The organism is Winogradskyella psychrotolerans RS-3 (assembly GCF_000427335.1).
GTDB classification, from domain to species: Bacteria; Bacteroidota; Bacteroidia; order Flavobacteriales; family Flavobacteriaceae; genus Winogradskyella; species Winogradskyella psychrotolerans.
In genome coordinates this window covers 106,078-121,358 of record NZ_ATMR01000094.1, presented here as the reverse complement: position 1 = coordinate 121,358, position 15,281 = coordinate 106,078, and the positions used below count along the sequence as shown (strand labels likewise).

At 32.3% G+C, this 15,281-nt stretch carries 13 protein-coding genes and 1 tRNA gene; 7 read left to right on the top strand and 7 right to left on the bottom strand.

Features of this window, described 5'->3' with window-relative positions; translation table 11 throughout:
* Positions 1–5: 5 nt before the first annotated feature.
* Positions 6–2,399: a M56 family metallopeptidase gene (locus tag ADIWIN_RS19530; protein ID WP_020898238.1), complete on the bottom strand. Its 2,394-nt coding sequence runs from the start codon at positions 2,397–2,399 to the stop codon at positions 6–8.
* An 86-nt stretch (positions 2,400–2,485) separates the two neighbouring features.
* A complete protein-coding gene (locus tag ADIWIN_RS08360) occupies positions 2,486–2,851 on the bottom strand; it encodes a BlaI/MecI/CopY family transcriptional regulator (RefSeq protein ID WP_020898237.1) in 366 nt (121 codons plus the stop codon).
* A gap of 128 nt (positions 2,852–2,979) precedes the next feature.
* Between ADIWIN_RS08360 and ADIWIN_RS08355 the strand changes: the two genes are divergently transcribed.
* The gene (locus ADIWIN_RS08355; RefSeq protein ID WP_040756742.1) at positions 2,980–3,477 is read left to right on the top strand and encodes a DUF456 domain-containing protein; all 498 of its coding nucleotides are present in this window, start codon (positions 2,980–2,982) and stop codon (positions 3,475–3,477) included.
* A 259-nt stretch (positions 3,478–3,736) separates the two neighbouring features.
* Here the strand turns inward: ADIWIN_RS08355 and ADIWIN_RS08350 are convergent, their stop codons facing one another.
* From ADIWIN_RS08350 to ADIWIN_RS20510, 3 genes are all read right to left on the bottom strand, one after another.
* Positions 3,737–4,405, bottom strand: a complete 669-nt coding sequence (locus tag ADIWIN_RS08350) for a response regulator (RefSeq protein ID WP_040756740.1) — start codon at positions 4,403–4,405, stop codon at positions 3,737–3,739.
* 6 nt (positions 4,406–4,411) lie between these two features.
* Entirely contained in the window at positions 4,412–6,406 is a 1,995-nt protein-coding gene (locus ADIWIN_RS08345; RefSeq protein WP_020898234.1) for an ATP-binding protein, read from the bottom strand.
* 172 nt (positions 6,407–6,578) lie between these two features.
* On the bottom strand, positions 6,579–6,752 hold the full coding sequence (locus tag ADIWIN_RS20510; protein ID WP_020898233.1) for a hypothetical protein: 174 nt from the start codon (positions 6,750–6,752) through the stop codon (positions 6,579–6,581).
* A gap of 915 nt (positions 6,753–7,667) precedes the next feature.
* Here ADIWIN_RS20510 and ADIWIN_RS21855 point away from each other — a divergent pair.
* The 6 genes from ADIWIN_RS21855 (at position 7,668) to ADIWIN_RS08315 (ending at position 13,910) form a co-directional block, all read left to right on the top strand.
* Complete coding sequence (locus ADIWIN_RS21855; protein ID WP_020898231.1) at positions 7,668–8,891, top strand: helix-turn-helix domain-containing protein; 1,224 nt, start codon at positions 7,668–7,670, stop codon at positions 8,889–8,891.
* Positions 8,892–9,698: 807 nt separating this feature from the next.
* A complete protein-coding gene (locus ADIWIN_RS08335) occupies positions 9,699–10,601 on the top strand; it encodes a CsgG/HfaB family protein (RefSeq protein WP_020898230.1) in 903 nt (300 codons plus the stop codon).
* Positions 10,602–10,639: 38 nt separating this feature from the next.
* Positions 10,640–11,107, top strand: coding sequence for a hypothetical protein (locus tag ADIWIN_RS08330; protein WP_020898229.1), 468 nt, complete (start codon positions 10,640–10,642; stop codon positions 11,105–11,107).
* A 2-nt stretch (positions 11,108–11,109) separates the two neighbouring features.
* Entirely contained in the window at positions 11,110–12,018 is a 909-nt protein-coding gene (locus tag ADIWIN_RS08325; RefSeq protein ID WP_020898228.1) for a DUF6175 family protein, read from the top strand.
* A gap of 107 nt (positions 12,019–12,125) precedes the next feature.
* Positions 12,126–12,953, top strand: a complete 828-nt coding sequence (locus ADIWIN_RS08320) for a hypothetical protein (RefSeq protein WP_152487235.1) — start codon at positions 12,126–12,128, stop codon at positions 12,951–12,953.
* 198 nt (positions 12,954–13,151) lie between these two features.
* A complete protein-coding gene (locus ADIWIN_RS08315; protein WP_020898226.1) occupies positions 13,152–13,910 on the top strand; it encodes a hypothetical protein in 759 nt (252 codons plus the stop codon).
* A 251-nt stretch (positions 13,911–14,161) separates the two neighbouring features.
* On the opposite strand, the gene ADIWIN_RS08310 is transcribed toward ADIWIN_RS08315, so the two are convergent.
* Positions 14,162–14,235, bottom strand: a tRNA-Asp gene (locus tag ADIWIN_RS08310).
* 75 nt (positions 14,236–14,310) lie between these two features.
* Positions 14,311–15,240, bottom strand: a complete 930-nt coding sequence (locus ADIWIN_RS08305) for a DUF58 domain-containing protein (RefSeq protein WP_020898225.1) — start codon at positions 15,238–15,240, stop codon at positions 14,311–14,313.
* Positions 15,241–15,281: the final 41 nt, after the last annotated feature.

Below are 15,281 nucleotides of genomic sequence, written 5' to 3'. Positions count from 1 at the left end.
AATTATTAGTCTTTTTTTGAATCATGAATTTGAAAAACAATTGGTAAAGCATACGATACAGCTACATCTTCACCTCCTTTTTTAGCAGGAGTAAAATTTGGTAATAAGTTTAAAACTCTAATCGTTTCCGCTTCCAATTTTGGGTGTGGTCCTCTGGCAGTAATGCTAGTAACATGGCCTGTTTTATCTATTATAAACTGCGCGTAAATTCGTTTTTGACCTGCTGGTAAACCTAAAGAATTTGCTAAATTGGTATTAAAATTTTTACCAACTAGCTTATTAATAGCGCTAGCTAAACAATCTTTTTGTTCCGCATCGTTAGAAATAGATTTACAATCGGGATGAATGGGAACAACTTCCACCTCACTAAAAGGAATTGCCCCATTTAAACGCCTCTTTTTAGCAGCTACCCTTTCTTCTGCATACTTTTCCATGTCTTCAATAGACAACACCTTTTTATTGGTCTTTAATTCATTAATCTGTTGATTTAATTGCTCAACCATTGGGTTTTTATTTGTGGAAAGCTTTAAAATACTATCGCGCTGAGCAACCAACTCATTATATTCTTGCGAATTAGCATCTGCTTGAACCTGAAAAACAATGGGCACAGAAAAAGGGACCACTACCACTTTTCCTTTTTGTTTCCCTGGAATAAACTGAGGCAAGGTTGCTAAAACACGTTTGGCTTCTGTTTCTAATTCTGGACTTGGGCCTCTAGCTACAATATCTTTAACACTACCATCGGTGTCAATTTTAAACTGCACAAAAATTCGTTTTCTACCAGGACTCAAACTATCTCCTATACTTGTATTAAAGTTTTTACCAATATGCTTGTTCACAAAACTACTAAAACAGTCTTTTCGTTCTTTATTGCTTTCTAAATCTTGACAATCAATTGTTGTTGGTGTTTCTTCTACTACTGAGAATGGGACTTCCACAATTTCAACCTCTTCTTTAATTATTTCGACACCATCATTTGAAATATATGAATCTAATACTAAAGTTGAACTACCGTCTGTTACTACGAGTTTATTAAAAAAATCGTCGTTTTCTAATTGTTTCAACAACCCATTAAAACGCTTGGTTTCTTCATCTGTTTTGTTTCCAACATCTTCAACATAAAGTTTTAAAATACCATCTTGGGTGTTTGATTCCCATCGTTCTTTTTCTGCTTTTGTATTTTTAAACGCCTTAAAATCTGCATAAGTTTCAAACTTATCTAATCGCATTAAACTTACAGTATTAATATCTTTCTGAGTAAGTGTACCTTCTTCCGATTTTCTTTGAATTATACCGTCGGAAATATATTGTCCATGAGCTTTCATCTTTAAGAATTCTGTTCTAGAAAGCAAATATTTACCTGAGTCATATGTATTAATCCCAGCAAAATCAGAGATTTCAAAAAATGTCGCTCCATTTTTTTTCATGGTGACCATTTTATTATAGTACTTTTTAATTAATTCTGCATCTGTTAACTCTTGATCTGCAACTTGCTCTTGTTGCACTGTTTTTTGCTGCGCTCTAACTTCTGTAGATGTATAAATTAACATCCCAAAAACCATAGGAATTAATAGTGCATACTTAAGAAGATGAAGCTGTTTTGATTTTGATTTTTGTAACATAGCGATTCGTTTTTTGATTAATGATTTGTTGAAAAATGTATTGGTAAAAGACACCTGATTAACATCTAAAACCTGATTGAGTAAACTTGTATAATAATCGACTTTACCGCTTTGTTTTACCGCTTTGGCGTCGGCGATATATTCGTGTAATTCTTTGATTCTATTTTGATAGATATAGACCAAAGGATTAAACCAAAACACAACTCTAAGCAATTCGAAGAACAATAAATCTACCGTATGGTATTCTTCAATATGTACCAGCTCATGCTTATAAATCGTTGGTTTTTCAGACTCTGAAATATGTTCTCCTAAAAATATGGTGTTGAAAAATGAAAATGCAGCACTACTTTTTATGAGCTTAACAATAAGAACATTGCCTTTCCATCGTTTTGGATTTTTATGTTTTAACCAATATAATTTGGTGATTTTAGCTAGAAAAATCAATGATGCTATCGCGATACCCGTTACTGCAATTATTTGCCAAATTGAGGTTTGTGGTTGCTCTAAAATAATACCTGCTTGTTCTGCAATTTGTATATCATAATCCGTTGGCGGTTTTGTACCAATAAACACTTCTGGTAAGTGAATAACCATATCCTTAGTTGCCATCGTTTTTAGTTGAGGAAATTTAAGAAATGGTAATACAAGTGATAAAACCGATGTAATAATTAAATACGCTCTGTTATAATTAAAGAAGGTTTCTCGCTTTAAAAACAAATCGTATATCAATAAAAACAAGGCTTGAAATGCGATAATTTGAAGAATAGAATACAGCATAATTATTTAATTCGTTACTATTTATTTTTTTAATGCTCTCATTGAACCTTGTAAATTATGTACAGTTCAATTTTTAAACAAAAGACCTACTGCGGTTTGTTTTTATTTATTTCATCGAGTAAAATTTCAATGTCTTTGACATCTACATCATTCTTCTGAACAAAAAATGACACCATACTTTTAAAAGACCCTTGAAAATAATTATCCACTAATTTATTTATGGATTGGTTACTGTAAGATTCCTTAGCAACTATAGGAAAATACACATGGCCTTTTCCTTTTTTCTCATAGTTTACAAAACCTTTACTTTCTAAAATTCTTACGATTGTAGACACCGTATTATAAGCAGGCTTAGGCTCTGGTAACATTTCAATTATAGATTTTACATTGGCTTTTTTAAGCTGCCATAAGGTTTGCATAATTTCCTCTTCTGCTTTCGTCAGCTGCTTCATAGAACTCCATTTTTTAGATTAACTCATCACAAAGATAACTAAATAATTAGTTGAAACTAATTGTTTAGTTATATAATTGTAACAATAGCTTACTTAATGCGTCCTATTAATGAATTTAATTTTTTGAAATGGAACTATTTATAGTGTGTATAGCACTACTTTTAATGATATTAGGTATTCTAGGTAGTTTTCTTCCCGTACTACCTGGACCACTTACGAGTTGGGCAGGCCTTTTGGTGCTTCATTTTACGGAAGGCGTAGAATTGAGTCAGACCTTTTTAATTGTCACTCTAGTATTTGCTGTTTTTATTTATGTCTTAGATTATATTATTCCTGCTATCGGCACCAAACGATTTGGTGGTAGTAAAGCTGGAATGATTGGGACGACCTTAGGTTTGGTTATTGGGTTGTTCTCACCTATTCCGTTTGGTATTATAATTGGCCCTTTTGTTGGTGCACTTATTGGAGAAATGATGCATCGCAATGATTTTAATAAAGCATTGAAAGCTGCTTTTGGATCGTTCTTAGGATTTATAGCATCTACCTTTTTAAAATTTATTGTGGCTATAATTTACTTAGGCTTTTTTATTGTGAAATTATCGGAACACAATGTAAGCTGGTATTAATCTGTTTCGAACCTCCTTTAATAGAAAAAAACCTAGCCACATACTATGTGATTAGGTTTAATTTTCTTGCTATTAATTCAACAAATACTTAATAAGGGATTAATTAACTCTTGCTGACAGGTGTAAATATATTGAAGTCATTTAACTTTTTGCTGTGGAAAAACCGTACACTTGCTGTGGAAAAACCGTAATTCCCTTAATTAACGGTGGTTTCAAAGGTTTTAAAAACCGTATAAAATACGATATTTCTCTACTTTTATTACAAATAACCCTTTTCTCTTGCTTCTTTTAGCAAGGTTTCATCCTTTCCGTCATCAATAGAGAACAAAATTTTAAGCTGTTTTTTACGTTTTTCAATGGCACTTGTAGAAATGTCTATATATTCATTGAGACTTTTAGTTTTTATGCCTTGAGACAATAAATGTAAGATTTTTCGATTTATATCATCTACGTAGATATCACTAGAAATTCTTTTTTTAGTGTAGTTACTAACCGTACTACTATAGTAAGGTGGAAATTTTAAAATTTGCTGAAAACCATCAGCCAATTCCATAGAGGTTAAATCACTTTTAATAAGAAAACCGTCTGGATCTATCTCTTTTATAATATTATGAATTCTAAACGTCTCATTAAACATGGTTAGAATTACAATCTTGGCCCTTGGCATTAAACGCTTTGCTAATAATGCTAAATCCTCACCAGAAGCATATCTACCGTCTTCTGAACCTGGTAAACTAATATCAAAAAAGCAAACATCGTATGGGTATTTTTTTGATTCACGTTCTATCATAGCTACAGCTGTATCACAATTGTTAGCTGTATCAATATACAAGGTTTGATTGTCTTTTTTTGTTGCCATTAACACATTCTGGTAGCCTTCTATAATAATTGGATGGTCGTCTACCATTAAAATTTTGATGTGTTCCATGTGAAATTAATTTGTATAGGGAATTTTTACATTAACTGTTGTACCAGTATCGGATTGCGACGTAAAGCTTATAGTGCCGTTGATATCACTTACTCGAGAACTCATGTTTTTTAAACCAATGCCTTTTTTACTTTTTGAAGTATCAAAGCCAGAACCGTCGTCTACAATATCTAAGCAAATTAAGCCTTTTTCTAGTGAAATACAAACTGAAATGACTTTAGCATTGGCGTGTTTATAGATATTTTGCATAGACTCTTGAATGATTCTATAAATATTAATTTTCACTTTATTAGACACTAAATCCCAATGAATATCATCGGTATAATCAAATTCATGTTTTAAATTATAAGCTTGAGTTTGGTTCTCAATGAGTTCGGTTACAATATCTATAAAACTAGATCCTGATATAAAATCGGTATTTAACTCGTGTGATATTTTCCGAATGTCATGTTCTATCGTTTTAAGCTGACTAATATACTTTGCCCGCGACATCATCGCCTCTTTTCCTTCATTAAAATTAATGCTGTCTAGGCTTAAACGCACTCCAAAAAGCCCTCCTAAAACTCCATCGTGCAACTCTTTTGACACTCTTGTTTTTTCCTTCGCCCTAGCTTCATCTACTTTATCTTGCTGACCTAGCATTAGGTTATAGATATCTTCGTTTGCTTTTTGCTGTACTTGTATTAGCTTTAACTTTCTGTTCTTTGCGCGTTGGGAAATTAAGACGTAAACTAATATCGCAGTAATTAAAAGTCCAATAGATAAGATTAGTAAATATAAATTCTCTTTAGATATTTGTTTATTTTCCGCTACCAATTGATCTGTTTCGAGTTCAATTCTAGCAAATTTATTTCTTACGTTTCGTTCTACATATAATAAACTATCGGTAAGCTTTATATGATCGTACAGATACCGTTTACCTTCCTCTCCATCTTTTAACTCAGAAAGCAGAACCATGGATTCTAATAATATATCTGTTGACGATATTTTCTTAGCCAAATTATAAGCCTTAACCGTATATTTTAGAGTGGAATCCTTAATTGCTAAATGCTTATAATATTTTGACAAATCAATTGTTACCGCAAGTTTAGTTACGTCATCATCAAGACTAGAACTAATATTATATGCTTCATAGAACATATTATCTATTTTATCATAATCGTTATGACCAGCAAGTACTTTAGTAAAAGCAAGATTATTAATAATTAACGGATAGAATGTTGGCTCTTGCGCTTCGTAAACTGGTCGTAATTCAATGAGATCATTAAAAAGTTCAATAGCTTTTTCATAATCATGTAATTTAATATACATGTTAGCTTGATTATGAAGTGAGATGGTTTTGTTCCGTTCACCATTTCTCATGTCATTAGCTATGTCAATGGCTTTAGTATGATATTCTAAAGCTTCAGTATAGCGACCTAGATGTCCCGATATTTGACCTAATAGATTATTTACAATCCAAATATCATCTACAATAGATTCCGTTTTTGGCAGCGTATTATATAATCTTAATGCTTTAATTGCATTTTCTTCACTACTGATATAAACTTTCTCATTTAGTTGAATTTCGGCAATATAACTATATAGTGTTGCCACAAGTTCTGTATCGCCTAATTCATCATAATACTTTAATGCGCCACTGTAGTAATAAAATGCGCTATCATATTGAATCTCATAATACTGTTTTGCTATACCAATATTAAGATTAGCTACAGCTAATGCCAATGTATCAGATAATTTATGCGCTAGTTGTAAATTATTTTTATTTTGTTGTCGCCACAGATCAGTTTGACCTAACACATCATATAATAGACCTAAACTTCTTCCACTTTTAAGAACTGTGCTGTCTTCAGAAGTTTTATGTGATAACACCATCGCTTTTTTAGCATAAACAACCCTTAAACTATCAGATAAATCATCATCAAACGATAGGCTTCTTAACTTAAAAATACTATCGTATGTATTTGAATAGTGTTTTTGAGCAAATGCGTTTCCAAACAAGAATAAAAAAATTAAAGCAAGATAAATACGCATCCAAACGAAGTCATTAATTAGTCACTCAAATATATACTAAAATATCAATACTATATTTTAATAATCGATAGGTTTCAGACTAACGCAAAAAGCCCACTCAATGAGTGGGCTGTGAAGTCTTATTAAATAAAACGTTATATTATCCTTGAGTTTTCAATTTTATTCTAGTCTTATCATGAGCCAATAGGTCATAACTCGTTTTTTCTTTGTAAGTAGGTTCTTCATCATTAACTGCAACGTTGTCTGATTGGATTCCAGATACTGTTAATAATAAAACAGCTAGTAATGCAAAAGTAATTTTTAGGGTTTTCATAAGTATTATATTTAGGGTTAAAATTAGTCAATATCAAAATCGGTAACGCTTCGCGATACACTGAGGGAAGGGAATGGATAATTAACTATTTTAGGGAAACCTAAAACAATACTAAAACTTAAAACGAGGGACGTTTTTGTAGACAATTACTTGCCTCTAGTAAAATGGATTAAAATTCTCCTTTTTAAGCGTTTTCAAAACTTAATTAGAACTGCAAATATACACGTATTTTTGAATATTCCTAACGAATATCCGACTAAACGCTTTTATTACCCGATTAACCGTTAAATTAATGTTCATAACCTGTTGAAAACTCGCGCCCTAGTTAACATTATTGCTTTATTAAATTCTTTAAAGTTTATGAACTAAATAACCTTTAAAAACAAAAAAAGGGCACCAATTTCTTGCTGCACCTTTTTTTTATTGATTAATAGCATTTATAAGACACATCCTTTTCGATAAAGTCACATAAATTAAATCCACTATATTCTAAAATAAATAAAAACTCCACATCAGCATTACCACAAAAAATATTTAATATTCCGCAAAATGAATACAGCCACCTACAGTTCTTTTAAACTTATTTCCTCTTAACAAATCACTCTAAATTAAAAGCCTAACAATCTTGTAATTATGTCGATAAAACTACAAGCGAAATACAGTCTAATAAACAAAAAGATTATTCTAGAACTAAGGATGAGAAACTAATGAAACAGACTCAACCGACACTAAAAGCTATACCTTTTGAGACGTCATAAAATTGATACACCAAAAATTAATTTTGAGTGTGATTATTATATATATTTAAGATTTTTTAAGCAAATTCGTACAAAACATTTAAAAACCATTGATAAGTTTCTAATCTAAAAATTTTATTTTAAAATTTAGCTCACTATTAAACCACCCTATCGACTAATGCTTCACCATTATTTAAAAATTGTTTTTTACTTCTTTCCAATTCTAATTATCGCACAAAATATTGATCCCGTTGCTCTAGAAGACGACATTTCCAAACTCAATGATCAGCAACTATATGAAACCTCTTTATTAAAATTAGACAAAATCATTCAAAATCCTAAGTCGGATTCATTTGACAAAGCTCACGCTCATATACAAATGGCCTATACATTTAAACGCGTGTATAACTATGTCATGACCATAAATAAGCTTGACCTAGCCGAAACAGAAGCCAAAACATCCATTCATAGAGAGGAATTAGAAGCACAAATATTGGCAGAGAAAATGTTTGTTTATTTTGACATGCAGGATCAATCAAAAGTGTCAATGCTTCTTAAAAAATTGGCTGACAATAAAGTAAAACACTTAACGCGAGAAACGCTTGCCCATTACTATACAGTATTAGGCACAGTAGCTTTTCAGGAAGAAGATTATGTAGAAGCAGAAGAGAATTACGACCTAGCCATTTCGATTTTAGAACAAGACAACCCCAAACACTTACCTAATATATATAGAGCAAAACTAGCACTATACTCAACACTGGGTGATTATACTAAAGTAATGAAAGCTTTTGAAAAAGGTTTATATTATGCAGAAAAACATAATGTGCCAATCTATGATATTATCATACACGAAGGTCTAACTAAACATTATGAGAACATTGGCGATTATGAAAATGCTTTAAAAACGCAACAATTAGTTTCTAAGAAAAGAGATGAGTACAAGGCCACTAACAACAGCGAAAAGCTTTTAACTTTACAAAACAGCCTCAAACAAGAAAGATTAAAAATTGAACTAGAAGCTAAACAAAAACAACAGTTTTATTTAATTGTTATTTCGATAACCGTTATTACCTTAATTATTGTGCTCTTAGTATTACTACGTGTTTATAAACAAAAGAATAAATTGATATTACATGAAAATCAATATATCCGTAAAGAGGTCGAACGCCTTACTACCGAAATAGACACAAAAAATAACCCTAAGACTATTTTAGAATCACACAATTTAACCGAACGACAACTCGAAGTCATTAAATTAGTACAAGAAGGAAAAACGAATAAAGAAATTGGTGGCGAACTTTATATTTCCGAAAACACTGTAAAATATCACTTAAAAGCCATTTACGAACTTTTAGGTGTAAAAAATCGAATAGTTCTGCGTCAAACCTATGAGCTATAATTAAAATTCTATATAGCCTTAAAACAGAATAAATACAACACTGCCATAAAAGAGTAACATAAGAAAACCGCCAAAAGCGGTTTTTTTTTATGATAACAATTTTACAGACTCTATGCGAGAAGTTATTCTGGCCAGCAGGATAAATCTTTCCCTAATTAAAACACCGTTAATTTAAATATCTAAGATTAACCAAGGATAATACCTATAGATTAATAATCCATTTTGCACCTAAAAATTATTAAGAAACAGTGATTACAACCCATTTTTAAGAGCTTTCATCGATAAAATTAAGTCGAAAAATTGAATTATTCACGAAATAAAATTCAAAACAACACTTTCAAAGTCATAGTTGCTTTTAATCCAATACTAGATAATCACCTAAAAAACAACAAACTACACAACACTACCCTATAGGTAGTTTGCAAAACTACACACTTACTACCCGCTGAATTTTCAGTTTTGCAGAAAAATCCAATCATATTTGCCAACACCAAATCAAAAATTATGACGAACCTAAATCTTTTAAAAAACCAAAGAATCTCACCCCCTATGAAAAGCCACTTCAGCTTAAAGGATTCTAAGCCACAACTCAAATTTTTGAAACTTCAAGTCAATTAAAAATTTGACATAGCTAGCAATTCGCAAATTATAAGAGCTAACCAACAACAAAAAAGCATCTTCTAAAAAGCACCAACAAGTTGAGACAATTAGAAAAACAAATTATTAATAACACAGAACAATTCAATTAAAAGAAAGGACAACAATCCTAATACTTTTTAAACCACATTAATTCTAACTTAATATAATATGAAAAATACGATTACATTTTTATGCTTACTGTTTTCAATTTTGGCTATTAAAGCTCAAAACAGAACCACTATTGCTTTTCTTCCAATGTCCTATGACGAAGCATCTATTAGCAGCAATGAAGCAAGAATAGTTCAAGAAACAGTAATAAATGGCTTTGTTTCCTCCAAAAGATTCACCGTAGTAGATAGAGAAAAATTAGAGGAGATTGAAAAAGAAAAGAGCCTTCAAAGAACAGAAGCTTTTATGGATAGCGATAATACCGTCGCAGATGGTCTAGGAAAAGGAGCTAACTTTTTAGTTGACGGAAGTATTATTGCTATTAGCAACTCTGAAATTAAAAAGAATAAATGGACATCCAATATCAGTGTACAAATTAGAATGCTAGACGTTTCTACCGGTGAAATTCTATCTACTGAAACGGTAAATTCAACTTTTATCTCATACAGTGGAGACGTTAAAAAAGTGATGAAATCTTATTATTCAAAAGATGAATTTAAACGAGTAGAAGAAAAAGAAGAGCGATTACAAGACCCATCACCTACAAGCTCAGAGGCATTTAATGTTGCCTTAATCCCCTTAAGTGACAACATCATTAAAATCACAAGATCTCTTTTCCCTATGGCAGCCCAAATCATTAGCTGGGACAAGAAGAAAAAAGATGAGTTTATACTTGGAGCAGGCCATGCTTCAGGGATACAAATCGGACAAATTGTAGATGTTGTTAAGCCCTCAACAGTTGTCATTGGAGATAAAGACTTGCAAAGAAATGAGATCGTAGGGTCTGCTTGGATAATTAGAGTAGATGACCAAAACTTTTCCGTGGCCACATTAATAAATAACCAAAAAGACATCAAAAAAGCCATTAAAAAAGGAGAACCAATAGGAGTATTAATCAGATAAATAACCCATCAAATATTAACCATTAAATTTTAACAATTATGAAAAACACGTACTTATTATTAATTCTTGTTGCTATACTAGCTACAAGCTGCGGATCACAAAAAATAACAAACCCATACTCTACTTCTGAACTTATAGCTCATGACACGCAAGGTATTGTGACGTTACGAGGTGTTAGCGATGAATTTAAAGGAGAATCTGAAGCTGAAGCTAACGCACATAAAAAAGCTATGCAACATTTATTTTACATGGGCTTCCCAGGAACTGACATGAAAAACCCTATGATCCAAAAAGGACAGCGTATTGAAACTGAGAACAAAGCTTTCTTTGATGAGTTTTACAAATCAGGCTACAAACAATACATAACAAGCAACAAAGTTGATTATTACGGCTGTCAAACTGAGACTAAAAACTGCGTAACTGCAGCGTCAACTTTTACTCTTAACTATAATCTTTTGAGAAGAGATTTAGAACGTAACAAAATTTTAAATAAAATAGGATTTTAAACATGACTAAAAGAACAAATATTATAAAAACAGGAATTTTAGTGATGTGCTTTTTGCAAACCTTTTCTACGTTTGCTCAGATTGCATCAACTAGAAGTGATGAAGTTGAAAGGGCACAAGCTAAATTAATGGTTGTACCCTACACCAAGGAAGGTGAAGAAGTGAAATCAATCCTAGACGACAATCCATACATTCGCTCTGCCATGTCTATGGTTAAACAGTCTTTTGATCAACGCGGATGGACTACTGTAGATTTCGTTGCAAGTCTTAGAGCTGCAGAATCTAATCGTGCTTTTCAAATGGATAGACAAGCAGACTTTAAAGCCGATTTAATTGCTGGTTCTGGTGCAGATATCTATGTTGAGGTAGATACACAACTTTCTACTGATGATTCTGGATCCGCAAGTGTAACGTTGGTCCTTCAAGCTTTTGAAGCCCATTCGGGAGCTAGTTTTTCTAATCAATCAGAAAACAGTGGGCGATTCAACACTCAAGATTACGATAAGCTAATCGAAAAAGCCTACGACCGTATTAGAGAAGAGTTCTTAAACATGCTGCTTATAAAAACAGATGAAATTAGAGAAATAGGACGCGCTATTAAAATAGAACTGAATTTGCATGAAGATGCTGAAATTGATTTTGATACAGAAGTAGGGGAAGGTGACTTTCTTAACGAAGCTATCGAAGATTGGATTTATAAAAATGCCTATAAAGGAAGAGCTAATTTAGCTGGCATTTCAGAAAAGACAATGGCATTTGACCAAGTGAGAATACCGCTTTTTGATCAAGAATCTGGCCGACCATATAACCCAAATAGATTTGCGAGCGAACTGATTAGATTTTTAAAATCTAATCAGGTATCAGCCTCTAGAAACATTAAAGGACAGAACCTATTTATTACAATTAAATAATGTTTATACAGCGTACAACATATAGTTTGTTTTTGGTTTTGTTTTTGGTGTTCTCTAGTAGCATAATTTTTGGTCAAGATTCTAGTACCATTAACTTTAGCTACAAAATGCCAAATACAAAGACTAAAAACGGTGTCAATAAGGAGCATTACAAATTGCTGGAACAAAAAATTGAAGGGATTTATAATCAAAGAGAAAATAACTTCCTTTCTACTCAAACTCCCTTTGAAATTGTTCCAAGAATAGAAATCGTTGACGAAAAGAATGCTGGAGATATTCAGACGGTTAAGGTCGTTAAAGTTGCAGTGTATTTAACCATTACAGAAGCAGAACTTCAAACGCTATTTAATCAGTTTAAAACAACGGTAATAGTAACTGATAAAGTCTTGGAAAAAGCAATAACAAAAGCAATCAAGCAAATAAAAACTTCAGACCCAAAATTCAAAATCTTTTTTACCAAGGCTGAAGCGAATGTTTTAGCTTATTATGAAAAGAATTGTGCCAAAATCCTCAAATCAGCGAGCACACATATCGAAAGAAAAGATTATAATAAGGCTTATGGATTGCTAAAGTATATCCCGGAAAACATGAGTTGTTTTACTGATGTTGAGCACTTAATAACCAAGATTTATACCGATAATAAAGATGACAATTGTAAAAAAATACTTGAACAAGCACGTAATCAAAAAGCATATAAGGATTATTCTTCAACCTTATACAGTTTAGTATTTATTGATTCCGAAAGCTCATGTTATCCTGAAGCCTTAAAAATGGCTCAAGAGGTAAAAACACTAATGGACAAAGAGGATGCAGAAGCATTTATGCCACCACATGAGGAGAGAAAAGCGAATTTTGCTAAACTTTCACATTTAGAAAAGATTAGAATGTTAGCTGCGCAAGCTCGTATTTTAAATCTCAATTTCATTCAAGAATAGATTTAGGGAGTCTATTAATTCTAAGTAAAGCCGTCTCAATGTCATTTTTAGAGTCGGCTTTCTTGTTTCTCAATTTCGCTACATATTTCATTAAAACCCATCTTAATTCAAATTACTTAGACCACTTATCATTAAGTAATCTTAGTTATACAAACCAACCATACATGACATTTTAAAAATTTATAAAAACACCTAATTATGAAAATCAGATTTTTAGTTTTACTACTATTTGTTGCAAAAATAGGTTTTACACAAAGCGAAACGCTTGATGAGCAAAAAAGAACCAACATCAACACAATAACAAGCTTGTTTAAAGCCAAAAACATTGACCAATTAGCTAAGCACATCAATTACCCTTTAAACCGAGAATATCCTCTACTAAGCATACAAAACGAAGCCGATTTTAAGCAGCGCTTTTCCGAGGTTTTTGATGATAAACTAGTTGCACTAATCACAAATTCTAAAGCTGAACAGTGGGAAGAAGTTGGTTGGAGAGGTATTATGCTAAATGATGGAGTAATCTGGATGGATAGCGACAACGGAAAAATAAAAGCCATAAACTACGAAAGCGAGACTGAAAGAAAGAACAGAACCGCATTGATAGCCAAGGATAAAGAAAACCTGCACAGCTCTTTGAAAACATTTGACAACCCAACGCTTAAGCTAAAGACTAAAAAACACATCATTAGAATAGACCAGCTCGCTAATAACACTTACAGATACGCATCTTGGAACATAACTGATAAAGAATCTTCAAAACCCAATTTAGTGTTGAGTGACGGAGACTATGAATTTCAAGGTAACGGAGGTAATTATGCTATTACATTTACAAACGGACTATACACTTACACAATATACAGAAATAGCATATCTAAAGATGATGAACCCGAAGCTACGCTCGAAGTTTTAAAAAACGATCAGATTGTTTTAACAGAGAATGGTAAATTGATATACTAAAAACGAAAGTTAAAGACGGCAACGACCTCTAAATTTAAAATAGAAACTAATATTGACGCTACTCAAAAAGCCCCTAAAAACAAAAAGCATCCCGATCTTCTTATACAGAAAAAAGGAAAGCTTCTCATTGGTAAGAACTCAACAACAATGAGTTTCTTACAACTACTCTAGGATCTCTCCTAGAACAACACAACGTCATTATATTGCTAAAAAAAAGCCTCAATTTCTTGAAGCTTCTTTTGCAATTTTAGCGGTCTGGACGGGACTCGAACCCGCGACCTTCGCCGTGACAGGGCGACATTCTAACCAACTGAACTACCAGACCGTTGCTTAATTGCGAGTGCAAATATACACTGCATTTTCAATTCCACAAACAAAAAACAAAAAAATAAAAAATATTTTAAATAAATTTTTGTCGCTCTATCATGTAGGTGGTTAATATACTATTAAAACCAGCATTAATATCAGCCTCTACATACTTAATTCGGTATTGACCACACCTTAATTTTAAGTCTGTAAAGTATTCTTTTACAGATTTTTCGTAGTTCTCTTTGATGTTATCGGCGTACAAATTTATATGGTCACCAGTCTCAACATCTATAAATCGTGTTGGTATATTATTAAAATTAAAAGATTGTTCTTTTTCTTTATCAAAAACATGAAATAAGACCACTTCATGCTTATTATGCTTTAAATGTCGCAACGCTTCAAACAATTTTTCATCCTCTTCTGAGGTTTGAAACATATCTGTAAACACAAAAATCAAAGATCTACGATAAATTTTTTCTGCAATCTGATGTAAATACCGATACGTTTCTGTTGTTTTAGTCTCAGATTTAGAAACTACCGCGTCACTCAACTTATGTAATAGCATTTGATGATGACGCTCACTACCCTTTTCAGGGGAATAGAAATCATAAGTATCACTATAAATACTCAAGCCAACAGCATCGCGTTGTTTTTTAAGAATATGCATCATAGATGCACTTGCCAGAGCCGAGAATGCGATTTTATTAAGATTATCTATAGAAGTTCCAGCCGATTCAGGATAATGCATAGAACGGCTATTATCTAATATAATATGGCAACGCAAATTGGTTTCTTCATCATAACGCTTGGTATACAAACGGTCTGTTTTCGCATATAACTTCCAATCTATATGTCTCGTGCTTTCTCCCGGATTATAAATCTTATGCTCAGCAAACTCAGCAGAAAACCCATGAAATGGACTTTTATGCATCCCAGCAATAAAGCCTTCAACGACTTGCTTCGCTAATAATTCGAGATTTTTAAAACCTCCTGTTTTATTGAGTTCTTGTTGTAAATCCATCAGTTACCGAAACTAAAAAAGGTTTGCCGTATAGGCAAACC

Bases quoted from the DNA above. Each gene is read 5' to 3' on its own strand.
- ADIWIN_RS08360 (WP_020898237.1), bottom strand. From the start codon at position 2,851: ATGAAGCAGCTGACGAAAGCAGAAGAGGAAATTATGCAAACCTTATGG.
- ADIWIN_RS08335 (WP_020898230.1), top strand. From the start codon at position 9,699: ATGAAAAATACGATTACATTTTTATGCTTACTGTTTTCAATTTTGGCT.
- ADIWIN_RS21855 (WP_020898231.1), top strand. From the start codon at position 7,668: ATGCTTCACCATTATTTAAAAATTGTTTTTTACTTCTTTCCAATTCTA.
- ADIWIN_RS20510 (WP_020898233.1), bottom strand. From the start codon at position 6,752: ATGAAAACCCTAAAAATTACTTTTGCATTACTAGCTGTTTTATTATTA.
- ADIWIN_RS08330 (WP_020898229.1), top strand. From the start codon at position 10,640: ATGAAAAACACGTACTTATTATTAATTCTTGTTGCTATACTAGCTACA.
- ADIWIN_RS08320 (WP_152487235.1), top strand. From the start codon at position 12,126: ATGCCAAATACAAAGACTAAAAACGGTGTCAATAAGGAGCATTACAAA.
- ADIWIN_RS08350 (WP_040756740.1), bottom strand. From the start codon at position 4,405: ATGGAACACATCAAAATTTTAATGGTAGACGACCATCCAATTATTATA.
- ADIWIN_RS08305 (WP_020898225.1), bottom strand. From the start codon at position 15,240: ATGGATTTACAACAAGAACTCAATAAAACAGGAGGTTTTAAAAATCTC.
- ADIWIN_RS08315 (WP_020898226.1), top strand. From the start codon at position 13,152: ATGAAAATCAGATTTTTAGTTTTACTACTATTTGTTGCAAAAATAGGT.
- ADIWIN_RS19530 (WP_020898238.1), bottom strand. From the start codon at position 2,399: ATGCTGTATTCTATTCTTCAAATTATCGCATTTCAAGCCTTGTTTTTA.
- ADIWIN_RS08325 (WP_020898228.1), top strand. From the start codon at position 11,110: ATGACTAAAAGAACAAATATTATAAAAACAGGAATTTTAGTGATGTGC.
- ADIWIN_RS08355 (WP_040756742.1), top strand. From the start codon at position 2,980: ATGGAACTATTTATAGTGTGTATAGCACTACTTTTAATGATATTAGGT.